At 56.3% G+C, this 16,661-nt stretch carries 10 protein-coding genes, 1 tRNA gene and 1 pseudogene; 3 read left to right on the forward strand and 9 right to left on the reverse strand.

Features of this window, described 5'->3' with window-relative positions:
• Positions 1 to 113: 113 nt before the first annotated feature.
• Complete coding sequence (gene ilvD / locus FHU41_RS04470; protein ID WP_179388402.1) at positions 114 to 1,829, reverse strand: dihydroxy-acid dehydratase; 1,716 nt, start codon at positions 1,827 to 1,829, stop codon at positions 114 to 116.
• A gap of 196 nt (positions 1,830 to 2,025) precedes the next feature.
• Here ilvD and FHU41_RS04475 point away from each other — a divergent pair.
• A tRNA-Lys gene (locus FHU41_RS04475) sits at positions 2,026 to 2,098 on the forward strand.
• A 436-nt stretch (positions 2,099 to 2,534) separates the two neighbouring features.
• Here the strand turns inward: FHU41_RS04475 and FHU41_RS04480 are convergent.
• The 4 genes from FHU41_RS04480 to FHU41_RS15470 form a co-directional block, all read right to left on the reverse strand.
• The gene (locus FHU41_RS04480) at positions 2,535 to 3,731 is read right to left on the reverse strand and encodes a hypothetical protein (RefSeq protein WP_179388403.1); all 1,197 of its coding nucleotides are present in this window, start codon (positions 3,729 to 3,731) and stop codon (positions 2,535 to 2,537) included.
• A gap of 1,253 nt (positions 3,732 to 4,984) precedes the next feature.
• Positions 4,985 to 8,809, reverse strand: a complete 3,825-nt coding sequence (locus FHU41_RS04485; RefSeq protein ID WP_179388404.1) for a DUF4434 domain-containing protein — start codon at positions 8,807 to 8,809, stop codon at positions 4,985 to 4,987.
• Positions 8,810 to 9,238: 429 nt separating this feature from the next.
• The gene (locus FHU41_RS04490) at positions 9,239 to 9,859 is read right to left on the reverse strand and encodes a DUF899 domain-containing protein (protein WP_179388405.1); all 621 of its coding nucleotides are present in this window, start codon (positions 9,857 to 9,859) and stop codon (positions 9,239 to 9,241) included.
• A gap of 68 nt (positions 9,860 to 9,927) precedes the next feature.
• A complete protein-coding gene (locus FHU41_RS15470) occupies positions 9,928 to 11,418 on the reverse strand; it encodes a sigma-70 family RNA polymerase sigma factor (protein ID WP_179388406.1) in 1,491 nt (496 codons plus the stop codon).
• A 212-nt stretch (positions 11,419 to 11,630) separates the two neighbouring features.
• On the opposite strand from FHU41_RS15470, the gene FHU41_RS04500 reads away from it, so the two are divergent.
• Entirely contained in the window at positions 11,631 to 12,302 is a 672-nt protein-coding gene (locus FHU41_RS04500) for a hypothetical protein (RefSeq protein ID WP_179388407.1), read from the forward strand.
• Positions 12,303 to 12,697: 395 nt separating this feature from the next.
• Here the strand turns inward: FHU41_RS04500 and FHU41_RS04505 are convergent, their stop codons facing one another.
• Positions 12,698 to 13,420 (reverse strand): Lrp/AsnC family transcriptional regulator, encoded by a 723-nt coding sequence (locus FHU41_RS04505; RefSeq protein ID WP_246279428.1) that lies wholly within the window; start codon positions 13,418 to 13,420, stop codon positions 12,698 to 12,700.
• 192 nt (positions 13,421 to 13,612) lie between these two features.
• Positions 13,613 to 13,723, reverse strand: a pseudogene (locus FHU41_RS15475) (AsnC family transcriptional regulator); the annotation flags it as partial.
• 510 nt (positions 13,724 to 14,233) lie between these two features.
• Here FHU41_RS15475 and FHU41_RS04510 point away from each other — a divergent pair.
• Positions 14,234 to 14,890 carry a Type 1 glutamine amidotransferase-like domain-containing protein gene (locus tag FHU41_RS04510; RefSeq protein WP_179388409.1) on the forward strand — a complete coding sequence of 219 codons (657 nt, stop codon included), beginning with the start codon at positions 14,234 to 14,236 and terminating at the stop codon, positions 14,888 to 14,890.
• Positions 14,891 to 14,951: 61 nt separating this feature from the next.
• Here the strand turns inward: FHU41_RS04510 and FHU41_RS04515 are convergent, their stop codons facing one another.
• Positions 14,952 to 15,812: a DUF3592 domain-containing protein gene (locus tag FHU41_RS04515; protein ID WP_179388410.1), complete on the reverse strand. Its 861-nt coding sequence runs from the start codon at positions 15,810 to 15,812 to the stop codon at positions 14,952 to 14,954.
• 90 nt (positions 15,813 to 15,902) lie between these two features.
• A complete protein-coding gene (locus tag FHU41_RS04520) occupies positions 15,903 to 16,634 on the reverse strand; it encodes a class I SAM-dependent methyltransferase (protein WP_179388411.1) in 732 nt (243 codons plus the stop codon).
• Positions 16,635 to 16,661 lie beyond the last annotated feature (27 nt).

Consider the following 16,661-nt stretch of genomic DNA (forward strand, 5'->3'; position numbering starts at 1 on the left):
GGTTACGCATCTCATTATATGGACACAGTGTCCAGTTAGTGGACGTTCACCGAAACGGTGCCGGCCCCGCGCGGGTGAATCCCGCAGCGGACCGGCACCAAACAGTCAGGCGTTTAGCCGCAGACCGCACCCTCGGAAGCGGAGTGCACCAGCTTGGCATACTTGGCGAGCACTCCCTTGGTGAACTTAGCAGGCAAGGGCTGCCAGCCTTCCTTACGAGCCTCCAGCTCGACTGGATCGACCAATAGGTCAAAACTCTTGTTTGGGATGTCCACCCGGATCCGGTCACCATCGCGCACAAAGGCGATAGGGCCGCCGTCGACCGCTTCAGGAGCCACATGGCCAATGCAGAGCCCGGTGGTTCCACCGGAGAAACGGCCATCGGTGAGCAGTAAGACGTCCTTGCCCAAACCTGCACCCTTGATTGCGCCAGTGATGGCAAGCATTTCACGCATTCCCGGCCCCCCCTTGGGGCCTTCGTAGCGGATCACCACGACGTCGCCGGCTTGGATCTGCCCTGCTTTGAGCGCTTCCAGGGCACCCTGTTCACGTTCGAAGACTCGCGCCGGGCCCTCGAAGATCTCGGCGTCGAAGCCAGCGGTCTTTACCACTGCACCCTCGGGTGCCATCGAGCCCTTGAGGATGCTCAGCCCACCGGTCTTATGGATCGGGTTATCCAGCGCGCGTAGGATCTTGCCATCCAGATCCGGTGGGTTGATGGCTTCTAGGTTCTCCGCCAGCGTCTTGCCCGTTACGGTGAGCGCATCGCCGTGCAGCAGGCCGGCGTCGAGCAGCGCCCGCATGATGACCGGCACCCCACCCACCCGGTCGACGTCGTTCATCACGTACCGGCCGAAGGGCTTCAGGTCGCCCAGGTGCGGGATCTTGTCGCCAATTCGGTTGAAGTCCTCAAGCTGCAGATCCACCTCGGCTTCGCGAGCGATGGCCAGCAAGTGCAATACAGCATTGGTCGAGCCGCCGAAAGCCATGGTCACGGCGATGGCGTTCTCGAAAGCTTCTTTGGTCATAATGTCGCGAGCCGTGATGCCCAGCCGGAGCAGATTCACTACCGCCTCACCGGACTGATGAGCAAAGGAATCACGACGGCGGTCGGCACTTGGCGGGGCAGCGGAACCCGGCAGGGACATTCCGAGCGCTTCGCCTATGCAGGCCATCGTGTTGGCGGTATACATGCCGCCACAGGCGCCCTCACCCGGACAGATCGCTCGCTCGATCCGATCTAGGTCACCCACCGACATTTTGCCAGCGGCACAGGCTCCGACAGCCTCGAAGGCGTCGATCAGGGTGACATCCTTTTCGGTGCCATCTTCGAGCTTGACCCAGCCCGGCATAATCGAGCCTGCGTAGAGGAAGACGCTGGCGAGGTCCAGGCGCGCGGCCGCCATCAGCATGCCGGGCAGCGACTTATCGCAGCCCGCGAGCAGCACCGAACCATCGATTCGCTCGGCCATCATGACGGTTTCCACCGAATCTGCGATTACCTCACGGGATACCAGGGAGAAGTGCATGCCCTCGTGACCCATCGAGATCCCGTCGGAAACAGAAATTGTGCCGAACTGCATGGGGAATCCCCCGCCCGCATGCACGCCCTCTTTAGCGCCTTGAGCGAGTCGGTTGAGCGAGAGGTTGCAGGGCGTAATCTCGTTCCAGGAACTGGCTACGCCAATTTGCGGTTTGGCGAAATCCTCGTCTCCAAAGCCCACCGCACGAAGCATGCCTCGTGCGGGAGCAGCGGCAATGCCGTCGGTGACGACACGGCTACGGGGTTTGATATCCGGTTTATCTGATTTAGCAGTCTCCACGCTCATGTGCCGAGTCTATGACTGCGCAAGTCTCTGGGCGAACCGGCACGCTTTGGTTACGCTAACGATCTCAAGGGCGTCCAGCCCTCCTCGGGACCGTAGTTGCGTCAATTTCACAGCCACCCGAAAACCATGTAGCATTACATGTCGTTGCGAATCGCAGAAATGGTCTGTTTTGACCGGGCTTGCGAGAGTGACAATTGCACCTCTAGCTCAACTGGCAGAGCAATTGACTCTTAATCAATGGGTTCCGGGTTCGAGTCCCGGGGGGTGCACAAAGAATCGGTCCTGACCTGCGGAAACGCGGTCAGGACCGATTGTTTTTGGAGTGGGTTTTTGGTGGCTGATCTATGTTCAGCACAGATTGAAAATGGTCTCACCCTGGGCGGCAATTTTGGGCAATCTGCCGGTGATCTATAGACGTCGTAGCCATCGCTGGAACCGGCTTCTGCTAAGCCCAGTTCCAGCGGAAAATCGAGAACGGCGGAACTAACATCGTCTGCATAACTCGTTTTTGGAACTACGGTTTCCATCTGGTCCCTTCCTGCATCCTTTTCGCCAGCAAGGTTGATTTGCCGGCGGCTTAGCCTCGCTTCTTGAGGGCCGAACCGACTACTCGGTCAGAAACGCCACTCCCTGCGTTATCAGGAAAAACACTCCTCCAGGGCACGACAGCGACGCGAGCTGTCTCCGCCTGGTCTGGGCTTGGGTTTAGTGGCGGCGTGGGCGACGACTCCTGCTGGTCAACATGAACGCGAGTCCGAACCCGGCGCTAACAACTCCAGCGACGATAACCCAGATAGTGCTGATCGGTGCCCCCGTGGTTGCTAACGCTTGCGGGGCGGCGCCACTATCTACCCCTGCATCAGAACCCGACGGCACGCTTGCTGGCTTAATCAGAACCGGAGTCGATGACCCCGTACCGGCCGACATAGACGTATCAGTTCCCGACGAACTACCCGTAGCACCGGTCGCGCTTGCCACACCAGTAGTGGTCGGCTTGGGGGTGCTAGTTCCTGTCGGACCAGCCGTAGCACTGGGCTCGGACGTAGTCGTGGGGGTACTCGTTAAGGTCGGTGCACTAGTTGAAGTCGGTGTACTCGTCGCCGTAGCAGTCGGTTCAGGTGTCGGTAACGCATCAACCTGCGCATACCTGGCCGTAGCGCCACTGAGCTTGGCCAGCGGCTGGTCAGAATGCGTGTAATTCACCGTCATTCCGTAATAAGAGCCGATGGGTGCGTTATACGGAACCTGAATCTGAAACGTCGTCACCGTAGTAGCACCTGGCGGAAGATACCCCCGAAAATCCGCGCTCGCATAAGGCTGCAAAAATCCCGCCTGACCAAGAAGAGTGAAAGGACGAACCACCCCACCATCAAAATGACCCATGTTCACATCAGGATCACCCTGAATACGCAAAGACTCAGGAACCAGACCCACCTCCCGATTAGACTGCCACCCATTGCCACCATCGAATTCAGGCCCATAAAGACACGCAGGATCCGGAGCACAATCAATCTTCGGAAAAACACCATAAAGCGAAAGATCCTCAATAGTGGTAGTCGTGTTATTCGTCAAAGTATAGGTAAACAACAAAACATCACCCGGACGAACAGGCTTACCATCCCCTGCCACAGCCCCACTAGTAAGATCACTAATCCGCGCCGTCGCATCAAAACAACCCTGATAAGTAATCTTATAAAAGGGATCACGAAAGTTACAACCATGAGTTTCAACGTAGTCATTGTGTTCTTCAGTAATCACAGCTTGCGCCGAAACCGGAGCCAGAACTCCACTACATAGCAAGGCTATCCCTGCACCGAGGAGAACAGCACTAACCCACCTCCTCACAAAGAGACGTCTACCAACCCAAAAACTTGCCATCAAATTACTAGAGGTATCAATCACGGAACATTTCTCCAAATAGTTGCAATCACACCAACCTACAAAGACGCCTAAGCACTACATTTAGTGACGGCGTGGGCGACGATTCCTGCTGGCCAACATGAACGCGAGTCCTAACCCGGCGCTAACAATTCCAGCGACGATAACCCAGATAGTGCTGCTCGGCGTCCCCGTGGTTGCTAACGCTTGCGGGGCGGCACCACTATCCACCCCTGCATCAGAACCCGAGGACACGCTTGCGGGCTTGACCAGGGTCGAGGGTGACCCCGTACCGGCTGACACAGACGTATCAGTTCCCGACGAACTACCCGAACCACCGGTCGTACTGGATGAGCCAGTACTCGTTGGTCTCGGCGTGCTAGTTCCTGTCGGGCTAGCCGTGACGCTCGGTTCGGTTGTAGTCGTTGTAGGCGTGCTAGTTAAGGTCGGTGCACTAGTTACAGGTGGTGTACTCGTCGCAGTAGCGGTCGGTTCAGGTGTCGGTAACGCATCAACCTGCGCATATCTGGCCGTAGCACCAGAAAAGGAAAAAGGATTCACATCTCCGGCATGTGTGTAGTTCACAGTCATGGCGTAGGTAGAACCGATGGGTGCGTTATACGGAACCTGAATCTGAAACGTCGTCACCGTAGTAGCACCTGGCGGAAGATACCCCCGAAAATCCGCGCTCGCATAAGGCTGCAAAAATCCCGCCTGACCAAGAAGAGTGAAAGGACGAACCACCCCACCATCAAAATGACCCATGTTCACATCAGGATCACCCTGAATACGCAAAGACTCAGGAACCAGACCCACCTCCCGATTAGACTGCCACCCATTGCCACCATCGAATTCAGGCCCATAAAGACACGCAGGATCCGGAGCACAATCAATCTTCGGAAAAACACCATAAAGCGAAAGATCCTCAATAGTGGTAGTCGTGTTATTCGTCAAAGTATAGGTAAACAACAAAACATCACCCGGACGAACAGGCTTACCATCCCCCGGCATAGCCCCACTAGTAAGATCACTAATCCGCGCCGTCGCATCAAAACAACCCACAACCCATTTCTTCAAAGCCGTGTCGTAAAAGTTGCAGTAATGAGTTTCATCCGTTGGATCGTACTCACTGACCACAGCCTGCGCCGAACCCGGAGCCAGAACTCCACTACATAGCAAGGCTGCCCCTAGGCTCAGGAGAACAGCACTAACCCACCTCCTCACAAGAAGACGCCTACGAACCCAAAAACTCGCCATCAAATTACTAGAGGTATCAATCACGGAACATTTCTCCAAATAGTTGCATTCAAACGGGGTGAGTAAGCGATCCCGTTGGTGTTGAGATGGAAGCGGAGCTTGCCGATGGTGGAGCCGTTGTCGGTGGTGAAGGGAGGGAAGGTGTAGCTGTGAATGAATTCGGTATTATCGGGCAGGTACGGAGGCAGAATCGGAGCCACTGCAGTGGACCGGGTCCATTTCCAAGTTGCTTTAGCGTCATCCACAGCTGTGGTGCTGTAATACAGGTCCACGCTTGAGGGAAGTTGAATTCCGGAGTTAGCTGAGCGCAAGAAACTAATCTGAGTTTCGTCCATCCGTGCTGTCGGAACACCTAGGTGTGGTTGCCAGGCAGGGGCAAGCGTTAAGTCCCAGCCGATCGAATTACTCAACCCAACCCAGGGCGTACCTGGTTTCCACCACTCCTCGGCATTGACCAAGGGGGATTTTCCAGTTCCGTCGGTTTTAGTCAGGGCATTGATCCCGCTGGTGGTATCCCGAGCAACACAGTTCGCAGACGCAGATGTGCATGGCTCGGGCATAGCGTTCCCTACAGTTTGGTCTTTAGGAAGCAAAGGCGCTGTACCCTGAGGAAGCGGGCTTGTCGGATTGTTTGTGTCGGGATCGATTGGCTCCCCAGGGTTGTAACCGGGGTTGTTGGTGTTTCCTGTGCGGTAGGCGGCTAGGGTGTTTTGGTTGTTTGTCAGAGAGTCCGCAATAGGCGTCCGGACATTAAGCCGATCAGCGATCAACCATTGTGCTGCCGAGCTGCCGGTCTGGGAAATATTGATGGTGTAGCGGATCCACCTAGCTGTCACGGGATTACCGGTGGCTGGGACAGGCACCGTGGCGTTGAAGGTCGTGTACTTACCAGCTCCGCTATCGGTGGCTGCCTGTGTTGCTGCTTGAAATCCGGTATCAGCTCCTACCTGGTCTTGTTCGTGCCGGTAGGCCATGGTCACGGCGGTTGGCGGCAACACCCCGTAGCCAGGCAGGTTGTACCAGGATGAGCTGAGACTTCCGATGGGCTGATTCGTACCAAGGTCAACAACAGCAGTTATCGTTGCCGATGAACCTTGCCCGCAGGTAGTTCCAGCATCTGGTTTACACCAGCCAGGGACGGTGGTGTCCCAACCGACGGGGTTTGTGGTCCACGGATCGGCAGGGTGGGCGGGAACCGTCGGGTCAGTGAGTCGACCGGTTTTAATAGGGTCGGTACTCTCCCAGGGCTGTTCTTGGTACCTAACTTTCAGTGGGCTCCCTCCCCTGGCCAGAGCAATGCAGGTATAAGTCGACGACCGAGTACAGGGCTCGACGGCGACACCCGAGGCAGTGAGAGCCTCAACCTCGGAAATCATTGACCAGTCTCCTGCGGTTCCGGGTGTGACGGTGAGCCGGATTATCCGGGCATTCGCGGTTTGCCCAGCGGGCAGGGAGGTACTGAACCAACCGGCTGTTCCTGCTGGAATCCCGGTGACAGGAGTTGCTCCAGCCGTATTGGTCCCTGTTCCTGGGTCAACAGCCCCCGAGGCGAAGGAGTGGTAAACGGCAGTTCCACCGGTACCGGCGGGGTCCGGTGCCCATTCGGCGCTGATCCCGGCTGGCGGTGAGATCCCACCCGCGGGATCGTTGAGCCAGTGCGTGTTAACGGTGTGTATTTGAGTATCGGTACCGAGGTTGTAGGTGATGGTGTAGGTACCACCGGCATTAGAGATCCCCGTCCAAGCTGGGTCTTTGAAAGTTGGTTCGCCGGTATTACCGTCCGAAAGCTTCGGCCCGGCTACACCGTCGGGGTATGACCCACCAGTGCTGGAAGTGTTCGGACTGATGTACTGGTTGTAATCTAGCCAAGCCCCTGAGCCGTCGGATCCTTTGGACGCGTCAACGCTCGATGGAAAGAAGGTGTAGGGAGCGTTGATTCCAATATCAGTGCCCTTGTCCTGCGGGGAGTCCGGGTTGCCCGTGTCGTTCACGACGCTGATTGCGTCGGTGGGGAACACCACCGCCGTACCCGGTGATTTGGGTCCGGTATTGCCGAAAGCATCGAAAGCGGCAACCTGGTAGGTGTAGGTGTTTCCCGGTTGCAGGTTAGGGTCAGTGAATCCGAGAACCCCGGTTGCTCCGGTACTCGTGCCTGCACGAGCAGTGGTGTCGACATCGGGATATCCGTCGCTGTTTCCGTCAACCACCGTCGCCGGAGTGGTTTTTTGTTTTAGTGGTTGGGGTAGTTGTCGGACAGCTTGACCATTGCGGTAGATCTGATAGCCTGCCACCGGGGAATACATCGTGCCTCCGAAATCCGGCACGGCAGTGGGCAGGAAGGGGAACTCGACCTGAACGTTATAGTTATTGCTCCCTCCTAACCGGACGGCGCTCACGGTGTTCCCCTCAGCGGGCCGGTCTGCGTTCATGGCCGGCACAACTTGCGGCGGAGACCAGCCTAGAGCCAAGTACGACAGGTACGCCCGGTAAGACAGGGTGTTCAAAGAAGCATTGAATGCCCAGGCATTGCGGTTCAGGTTATTCAATGAGAAACCGGCATATCCATCAATACCAGCGACAGAAGGACTCAAGCCTGAGATGACGGTGTTCGCCGCTTTCATATGGGCAGTTAATTCGCCGATCGGCATGTTCGAGGCACCCTGCATAGAGTAGGTTTCAGAGGTTGCCCACAGTTTTGTGGGTTTGCCGGACGCACTGATCCCCGCCCTAGCGGCAATAAACCAAGGAGCAATATCGGTCGGCGAAGCGCCCTGCGCACCCAACATGTCCTGCGGGGCATAAACACTAACTGCCGAGTTTTTCAAAAGCTCAGTAACCACGCTTTGGTAATCAGCTCGTCTGTCTTTTTCCGCGGCGCTGGCTGGATCTGCGCCGATCTTTCCCGAGTGATATGGAGCCACCATCACCCCGAGGGAAGATTGCTTGCTGGTGATGTAAGTCGAGACCGTATCGGTGTAAGCATTCAACAGATCAAACCGTTTCTTCCGGGCAGCCTGATCCGCAGCGGTCGAGGTGGTGTATTCGGTGTTGTTCGCCTCAAACGGCAAGTAAAAACCCGCGATCATCGAGGAATAATCCGTATGCCCCGGTACCGACCCTGCGGCGTTGCTCGGTCCGTACTTAGCCCACAATGCATCCACAAGGTCCTTAGACAAGGCGGTTTGCTGGGCCATCCAGGCATCGTTACTCGATCCGCCGCCAAACCAAGCATTCTCATCAAGCTGCAGGCCCAGCCATACTTTGAAGGGTCTCCCGCTTGAATCAGTTCGAGCCTTTGCCGCCGCCAATATCGCACCGACCTGGTCCGCACGCCGCTCCGGGGCATTCACACACGAGACCGGTCCAGACACGGCGCTGTTATATCGGACGCGGGAGGCATCCCACTCCGAATCAGTTGAACTAAACAGCGGCTGCACCCACCGCCCCTTCGTATCCTTCACGATGCAAGGACCTTGTTGCTCCGCGCCCATACCTGGGATTTGGTTAGTACCTGTCCAGGTCTGGGCAGTGTCTTGCACTATGACCGAATCCACGCAGGCTTTCGCGAGCAAATTGACCGTGTCGGGCCATTCCGTGACCCCTGCGGTGGAGCCCCACCACCAGTCCGAGTACTGCGTCGGGCCAGCGTCCGGACGGACGAACACCGAACCAAGACGAGTCTGCGCTGCTTCTCCGGGCAGAGCGGCACAATCCGGCGCGGTCTCCGGCTGCACTGTCGGTGCGGCCGACGCCGTCGAAACTCCTGCTGGAACCAATCCCGCGCTTAGTAACAAGGCAATAACACCAGCCCTGGCCAAGGCAATACCTCGTATCCTGCCAGCCACCTTTTTCAGTGAGGTGTGCGGTTTTCTTTCCGAGGTATGGCTCCCCAAGGTTTAGCTCCCTTTCGTCACAAGGTTCATCATGAAGCGATGCACAAACCTTAAGTAGCCAATTCCCCTAACCACTGACGCGATTTTCTTGAACTTTATGAACGTGATTAAGAAAACATCAATCGAGGCTCCAGATTCCGGTAAATGAAAGAAGCACCCCCCACTCTGTGATAATTGCAGACCGGGGGAAAGCCCTTTATTTACGCGCCCCAAAGGAGTCGCCATGCCCAGGTGCTAGCAACTTGAATGTCGGAACGAAACGTCGGATACCGCTTGCATAAGGAAAATGGGAGCGGCGACGGGAGACGAGTTACCAGCAGACACGCCCGAAAATTCACTTACCGGACGATCATCAAGTCCGCTCCACAGCTACACCGTGGTTCAAGGCTGTTGTGGCCATCCAGCTGGGGAATCTTCCCAGCTTTCCTGCCTGCCAAATGGCATCAGATCGAGAATGCTGTTGCTGAAAACCAAACGGTCAACGCCACGGGAGGTGGTGTTGTAAGTTCGGTACACCTCATCGCCGTCCCGCAAAAACATGCTCAACATGAAACCGCCGCCCACCCCGCAGTCTTCGGAGAAACTGGTGCCGTGGGATGAAACGAAAGGTAGCGTCCAACCCTTGCGCTGCTTATAGGATTCGATCTGTTCCAGCGGCATATCCGAGACCGTGACCCAACTGACACCGTTCTGTGCCAATCCAGCCAGACCAGTATCGGGAACATTATTGGTGAACCAGGTGCAACCCGGGCAGAAGTGCTCAGGCCCAACGTCCATGAACTGGTAGAGCGCCAATTGCTCGCGGCCATCGAATAGATCGAGCAGGGTTGCTGGGCCAGTGGGTGTATCGAACACATAGTGGTTACTAAAACTGACCATTGGCAGTCGACGGCGTCGCGCAGCCAGGGCATCCTGCGCACGGGTAAGTTCCTTCTCCGCCACCAACAGTTCATCCCGAGCTCGCTGCCACTGCTGGGCTGAAACCAACTCCGGCTTGTTCATTCAAACAGTATGCACAGTTAGTCCGACGTTGGAAAGGGTTACTGATTTAGCCGAGGAAATCCTAGGTGCTAGACAGTTCTAGAAGAACTGGTGGTCGTGATTCCGGTCCCCGAGATTGTCAGGCTAAGAGAAGTAGGGGATCCAGAATCTATGTTTGCACTCAAGGACAGCGGGGTTTTACTCCCCTGGTCCGTCGTGCAAACGATGAGATCCTTCGCCCCGGTAGGTGCCGAACAGGACCATCCTGAGGCCTGTGCAGGTTGAGACTGGGAGAAAACTTTTCCCGGACCGAGCTTTAGCTCAACCTTCAAGAAAGAAAGCGGTTGAGTTCCATCTGCCACCATCGAAATGCTGACCGATGACGACCCCGAGGGAGTCGATGCAGCGAGGATCTGGCCGGTCACCTTGGTCGGGACCCGCGTAGGTGTGGGTGTAGGGACAGGCACCGGAACAGCCACTGGAGCCGTAACTGGCGGCTGAGTCGTAGCTGCCGGTGCTGGAACCGGGACAAGAGCGGGCTTACTTGGCGTCGGCGTTTGCAAAGGTTTTTTTACCGGCACCGGTGTTTGGGCCACGGCAACCTCTTGGGGGATTAACTTCGCAGCCTCCTTCAGGGGCCGATCGGGCCCAACACCGAAGAGGTGGATGGTGAGGAGAGCCAAGATCCCGACCACAGCAATAGTTGAACCGATCAAAATGACAACCTTGGACTTCGCCACAGCAGAGCCAGTCACGGCATCACCAAAGCCAAGGGGCTGCGCCGTGGCTTGGTAGCTAGCGGCGCTAAGGCCCGTAATGGCTGGAACCAACGCTCTTCGCATAGTTCCTCGAATATCGGAGAGCTCTACCAGGAGGGCCGTACACTTCGAACAACTTGAGAGATGCTCGGTCACTTGATCCCTGGTGAACTTCCGCAGACTCCCCGTGACATAACTACCAAGGTTGTTCGCGAAAGGACGACAATCGTCAAGCGCAACGGTCTGAACATGTTTTTGAAGGTAGCCACTGCGAAGCGCATCTCGCGCTCTTCCCGCAAGAGAGGAGACAGCATTTGCGGAGATACCAAGGATGACCCCGACCGAAGCGGGCTTCTGCCCCTCTACGTCAATGTACCAAAGGGTAGCGCGCCACCGTTCTGGCAATTCTTGAAAGGCCTCTGCCACCGCACGAGAATCGATGGCTTCCAGCTCAGGGATCTCGTCTTCCACGGAAACATCAAGCATTTGTTCATCGTCGGTGGCTCGAATCCGAGAATTTTTCGCGTTCGCCCGGTGCGCCGTCCGTGTCACCACGGTCAGTAGATAAGCTCGAAAAAAGTTCTCTGGGCCACTGCCTGCTTTCAACATGGCCAGGACATGAGCAAAAGCTTCGGCCGCGATATCTTCGGCGTCAGAGGGAGTGTCTACGTTTTGTCTTGCGATGGCCAGCGCAATGGAATGATGCCGACGATAAAGTTCATCGAATGCCTCCTCTTGGCCAGCTTTAACGAGAGTGATCAGCTCTGCGTCGCTAGAAGTTTTTTCTCGGCCTGGGGCATATTCATTTTTCTGAGAGGACATGTCCTCACCTATCCATTCACGCGCATCAACTATTTTCCGAGCCCGCTATCGGTAGCAGCACAGCACCTTGGCTCCTTGTGATCAGCATCACAAGGAGTATCTGCGACACGATCACTTCATTCAGGACACCTATGTACATGAGCACGCGACATATTGGCGGATCGGAGATCTCAAGCAGTCTAGTGGATAAATTCTTACATAAATGGTCAATCATGTCACAGTCGGCGGGCTGGCGTGACGCCGGAGATTGGTTCCTCCCAGAGGTGGGAGTTATTGCTCAGGCTATGGTCCTGGGTGGCAAACTTGAACCGATGGCTTCGAATCTCGGTTTCGCACGAGCCGAGGCAGGTGTGGGGATCGCCGAGACTTTCGAAGACTTCAGGTGCGGTTTTGCCGCCCTAGATCTCGAAGTTGATGTGAGCGCACTTCAGGCGCTTGCCGAAGGATGGGCGACCGGACTAGTGGATCCACCCGGTGCCTACTGCGTCGAACCCGGAACAGGCCTTTCGACTATTTCGCATCTGGAAAAAATACTGCTCGACAACTGCCTCTCCGACGATTCGGCGGAGAACACGATTCTTGCGGTGATTCGGCTACCCGATAAGGCCGAGCTTTGGGCGGCCCCGGGCGTCTGGAGCCTGCAGGCCAATCTTGGACAAATCTGCCTCTCCACCTTCGAAGAAACGAAGGCGGTAGTGGCCTATGACCACCGCATCCTCTATTTCCTCTTGCCCAACACTGCGGAGAACTTCGTCCGGCTCCACTACTGTCAATTGGTGATCGAAGATATCCACCCCGGTCTAAAAGATCAGACCAGACTGGAATGCGAGGCAACTCCACTCGAGCAAAAAACGGTTGGCACGTTCTTGCAGAACCTGGTCTGATGCCCGAAATGATGACGGCCTACTCCCCCGCAACGTCTCACAGCAAGTCAGATGAGGACCTCCGAAAAAAATTACAGATTATTCTGCGACACGTTTCTTCCGTAGCGACACTTATAAATGAGCGATGGGGGATCGTTCACGCAGGAAGGCAGCTGCTCGGTCTGTTCTAGAAGTGCGGCAGCTGGAAAAGGCGCGCAGGGGCAACCTTTTCCTAATAACGGACCGACAGGGCGCTGCCCTGCATATGAGAGTCACACCCTCATTCTTCGCCGCAATAGCGTCGCTAGCAAGGGTGTGACTCTCATACCGGCCGAGCAACCCTCGGAAACGAGGACCGTGGAGACAATCGCCACACCTGTTGATCGGTAGACCTTACGACAAAGTGCGCGGGATTATCATCGATCCTCCCAGCCGGTATGCCTCGGCTTTCCGGCGTCGAGTATAACGGCGCCCGTTCTCTTATAGGTTCTGGTTATCTGTACCGACTCTACGATCTCAAGCCCTGGTATTAACCGAGCCAGCCTCGATTCATAGCCGATGCGATCTTCAGCGTTCCCCAACCAGACGTAGAGAAATAGGTTTGTCCGGCCTGGGGTGAAATAGGCGAACCTCACCTCGGGCAAACTGCGAACCAAGCCGATCACTTCACGATAATTTTGCGGCGGAAACCGCAACCAAAAATGGACAGTGGCCTGGAGGCCAACGAACTCAGGCAAAACCTCGCATTGAATCCGGAATCCTTGGCGAGACACCAAGTATTCGGTCCTGCGTGAAATTGTTCGGGCCGATACGTCGTTTTGTCCGCCCAGTTCGCTCACTACCGCGGCGGCAATATCCACAGTCGCGGCTCGGGCATTGAGATGAAGCTTCGCCAGTATCGCCTTATCAACCCGGTCCAGATTCTGGTCCTTGAAATCAGAGGGATCCAGGCGAACACTCCGAGGGATCTTGGCAATGATGGCGCGCTCTTCGTCATTGATAGCGGACAGAAACCAATCGAAGGTTCCGGATATCAGCTTGGTAAAAAGAACAGTTTCGTACGCAGTGATATGCGATGGGAGTTTGCTGTCAAGGAAGTCATTGATCGCGTCCAGCGAAGGAGTCAGCACCACAGCCATGATGTTGAACTGACCAATAGCGGTATCGAGTCCGAGCACCTGCGGCGAGTCCGATAACGATTGGACAGAGCTCCGCAGTTGTCCCGGGGCGCATGCCAGCTTGAGACCGAAGACAACGGGTTCCCCCGCCGATCCAATGGGACCTACCGTAATCCAGGCATTTCCGGCATCTCGGATCTCTTCCCATCGTCGCTGACAGGTAGCGGCGCTCGCTCCAACCAGTTGCGACACCTGAGCCCAGGGCATCCGAGGTGACCTCTGGAGCACCAGAAGTAATTTGCGATCCAGTCTTGTTAACTCCATTGCTACCTTCTATCACAGAACGGCAAGCCTAGAGCTTCGGAGGGCCGCGCCGGCGAAAAATTAGCTCGGAGTGCCCTCCTGTGACTGATTTTCAGAATTCAGTGCGCAATGATGGCCGGATCAAACAAGGTGAACACCCCCCTTGGAGGTCTTGCTCATAATTATTGATGTTCAGGTCCTTCTGGGCATGGAGCCCAGACGACGATTCTCATTCAGCGAACACCGGAGCCAGGGTTGAGCTACCGGGAACGCACTAATAGCTTGCGGTTCGGAGCACCTGTTACGAAAGGTGATCCGTACCGCTCCGCATCCCCTCCATACAAGCTCATCAACAAGGGTCCCCTCCCCTGTTGATGAGCTGGAGTGGTGATAACGAGGAGGGTGGGAGCTTCCCCAAGACTCCCACCCTCCTCCTTTCCGTCTCAGAGAGAACTAGGATGGCTAAATCATTGCCGGACGGTCCAGGGCCTTTGGTCCCGGATGTCTTCCGAGCACTCATTTGGAGGCACCTTGAAGCTCTTGCTTACCTCAGGCGGCGTCACAAACCCCAGCATCCACTCGGCTCTCCTGCAGCTACTAGGCAAGCCAATCTCCGAGTGCCACGCCCTCTGCATTCCAACCGCCCAGTGGGGTCATCCGATGTGCGGCCCGACGACGGTGCAGGGTTTCATAGCCGCCAGTCCCGAAGGGCTACACATCTCCGGCTTGGGCTGGGCTTCGATCGGCGTCCTTGAGCTCACCGCGCTGCCCACGATCGGTGCGGAACGATGGGTGCCCTGGATCGAGGAAGCGGACGTACTCTTGGTTGACGGCGGCGACGCTACCTACCTGTACCACTGGATCCGAGAGTCTGGGCTTGCTGATCAGCTGTCTTCGCTGCCGGAGATGGTCTGGGTGGGCGTAAGTGCCGGAAGCATGGTGATGACGCCTCGAATCGGGGCCTATTTCGTCGAGTGGCCGTCCGCACCGGACGACCGCACCTTGGGAGTCGTCGACTTCTCGATCTTTCCGCACCTGAACGCCTTCCCAAGCAACACGATGGCTGACGCGGAGCGGTGGGCCGCAGACATCGACATCCCGGCCTACGCCATTGACGAGCAGACAGCCATCAAGGTAGTCGACGGATCGGTTGAGGTGATCTCCGAAGGACAATGGAGGAAGTTCTAGGCGTAGCCACCAGGCGTTTCACTCCGTAGCCACCAGGAGATTAGGACCTCGATATCGCCGATTAGCTCTGCATGGCACGGAGCTCAAAATCATTAGGCAGCGAGATTCCGACTAAGTAGACCCGAACGACATCCGGAGCCGACAGCAAGACTTGGCCATCACCGTCGGCCGCTATCCAGCAGCTAAGGCTGCTGCTTTCCTTCAATCCGAGGACTCCAGGCCAGCTATCCGGCAAATTCAATCCGATGAGTTCCGGTTTTCTATCGACCCCAGTGGCCTGCAGAATCAGCGTTACCGACCTCCGATAACGTGCCCGTCGGAAGACCACGGCTGTCAATTGCATCCAGCTTCCTCTCCTGCCCACTGCCCGAATACGACGTTCGTTGGACATCGCAAGTCTGAGGAATGCAGAGCACAGCCCTATGAATACCAAGCCGAAAAACCCGAAGAAATAAGGTAGCTCTCGTTGAAATCCGTCATATCCCTTGATCAAGACGTCACTAGGATCAGCTGGGTCAACAGCCAAGGTGACGGCCGCGCCAATAACCGGGGCTACCGTGCAGATGTTTGAGGTGTCGAAACTAGCATTGCGCTGCTCGCCGCGGAAGCTAAAACGCACCCCGACCTGGCAATGATCTCCTCTGTAGTAATAGTGATGTTGACTCGTCACGGTTGCCGGGACCTCGACGAATCCGCCCCAGGTCGGTCTAGTGAGGAAAACTAGGAGGCTCACCACACCGGAGCAAATCAATATCAGCACAACTAAGAAGAACCACTTAAGTCTGCGGAACTTACGGACCAGCCGTTGGGTTTCAACCGCTAACCTCTTGTCCTGGACCAGACCATCCGCAAGAATACTGATGTCCTTCGTTAGCCTGATTTCCTGCTGCATCCGTCCTCCGGTGCCCGAATCTGCTGCCACTAAAAGCTGATATTTCGCAGACTATCGCACTGCGAGTACAACTCGGGTTGCTGAGCTTGCCAAGAAATGACAGCTCTGAGGACGGTCGAATCAGGAGGCAGCAATCACAATGATCTCGGCGCTGCTCCGCGGATCGAAATCAGCCCCATTCCAGTCACCGAACCAGCGAATCGCACCGAATCCCGCAGCAGCCAGCAGAGTGTCCAGGGTCGAGGCTGGAGCGAAGCGCAGGGTGGCACGTTCGGTGATCTCTTCGTCATCGGAGAGGAATTTGTTCCAGCATTCGAAATCCACCAGCTCATTCTTGGCACTGAGCACCCGGTAGCTCTCTTCGAGCGGGCCTTCCGAGGCGGTCTCTGTCCGGCTCGGCTGGTTTTCCGGAGTGTTCCAGCCCAGCCAAGCCTTTGCCACCGGGTTTCGGGATTCGAACATGAACCTGCCACCCGGGGCCAAACGAGATCTCACCGCCCGGAGTGTTGCCAAAATAGCCTCATCACTCAATAGGCACTGGAAAGCATGGCCCATCATCAACGCAGCATCAAAAGGACCTGAGGGAAGGCTCTCGGCGGTGCCGTCCAGCCAATGAACCAGCTCGGCGCCCTCACGCCTACGGGCGAAATCGAGCATCGCGGAGCTCGGATCAACTCCTACCACCTGATGACCAAGCCGGGCTAATCGCACCGCAAAGGCGCCGGTCCCGCAACCAATATCGGCAACTCGAAGTGGTTCTGCACTCAGTTGAGCGGCATAGAAATCCGTGTCCCAGGTGCCCGAGTTAAGTTCGTCGTAGACCCTAACTAGCCGCGGATTCTGCTCAGTCATAACAGTGAATTTAGCAGCCTGCTGCTA

Source organism: Psychromicrobium silvestre, from assembly GCF_013408295.1.
Lineage (GTDB): Bacteria > Actinomycetota > Actinomycetes > Actinomycetales > Micrococcaceae > Renibacterium > Renibacterium silvestre.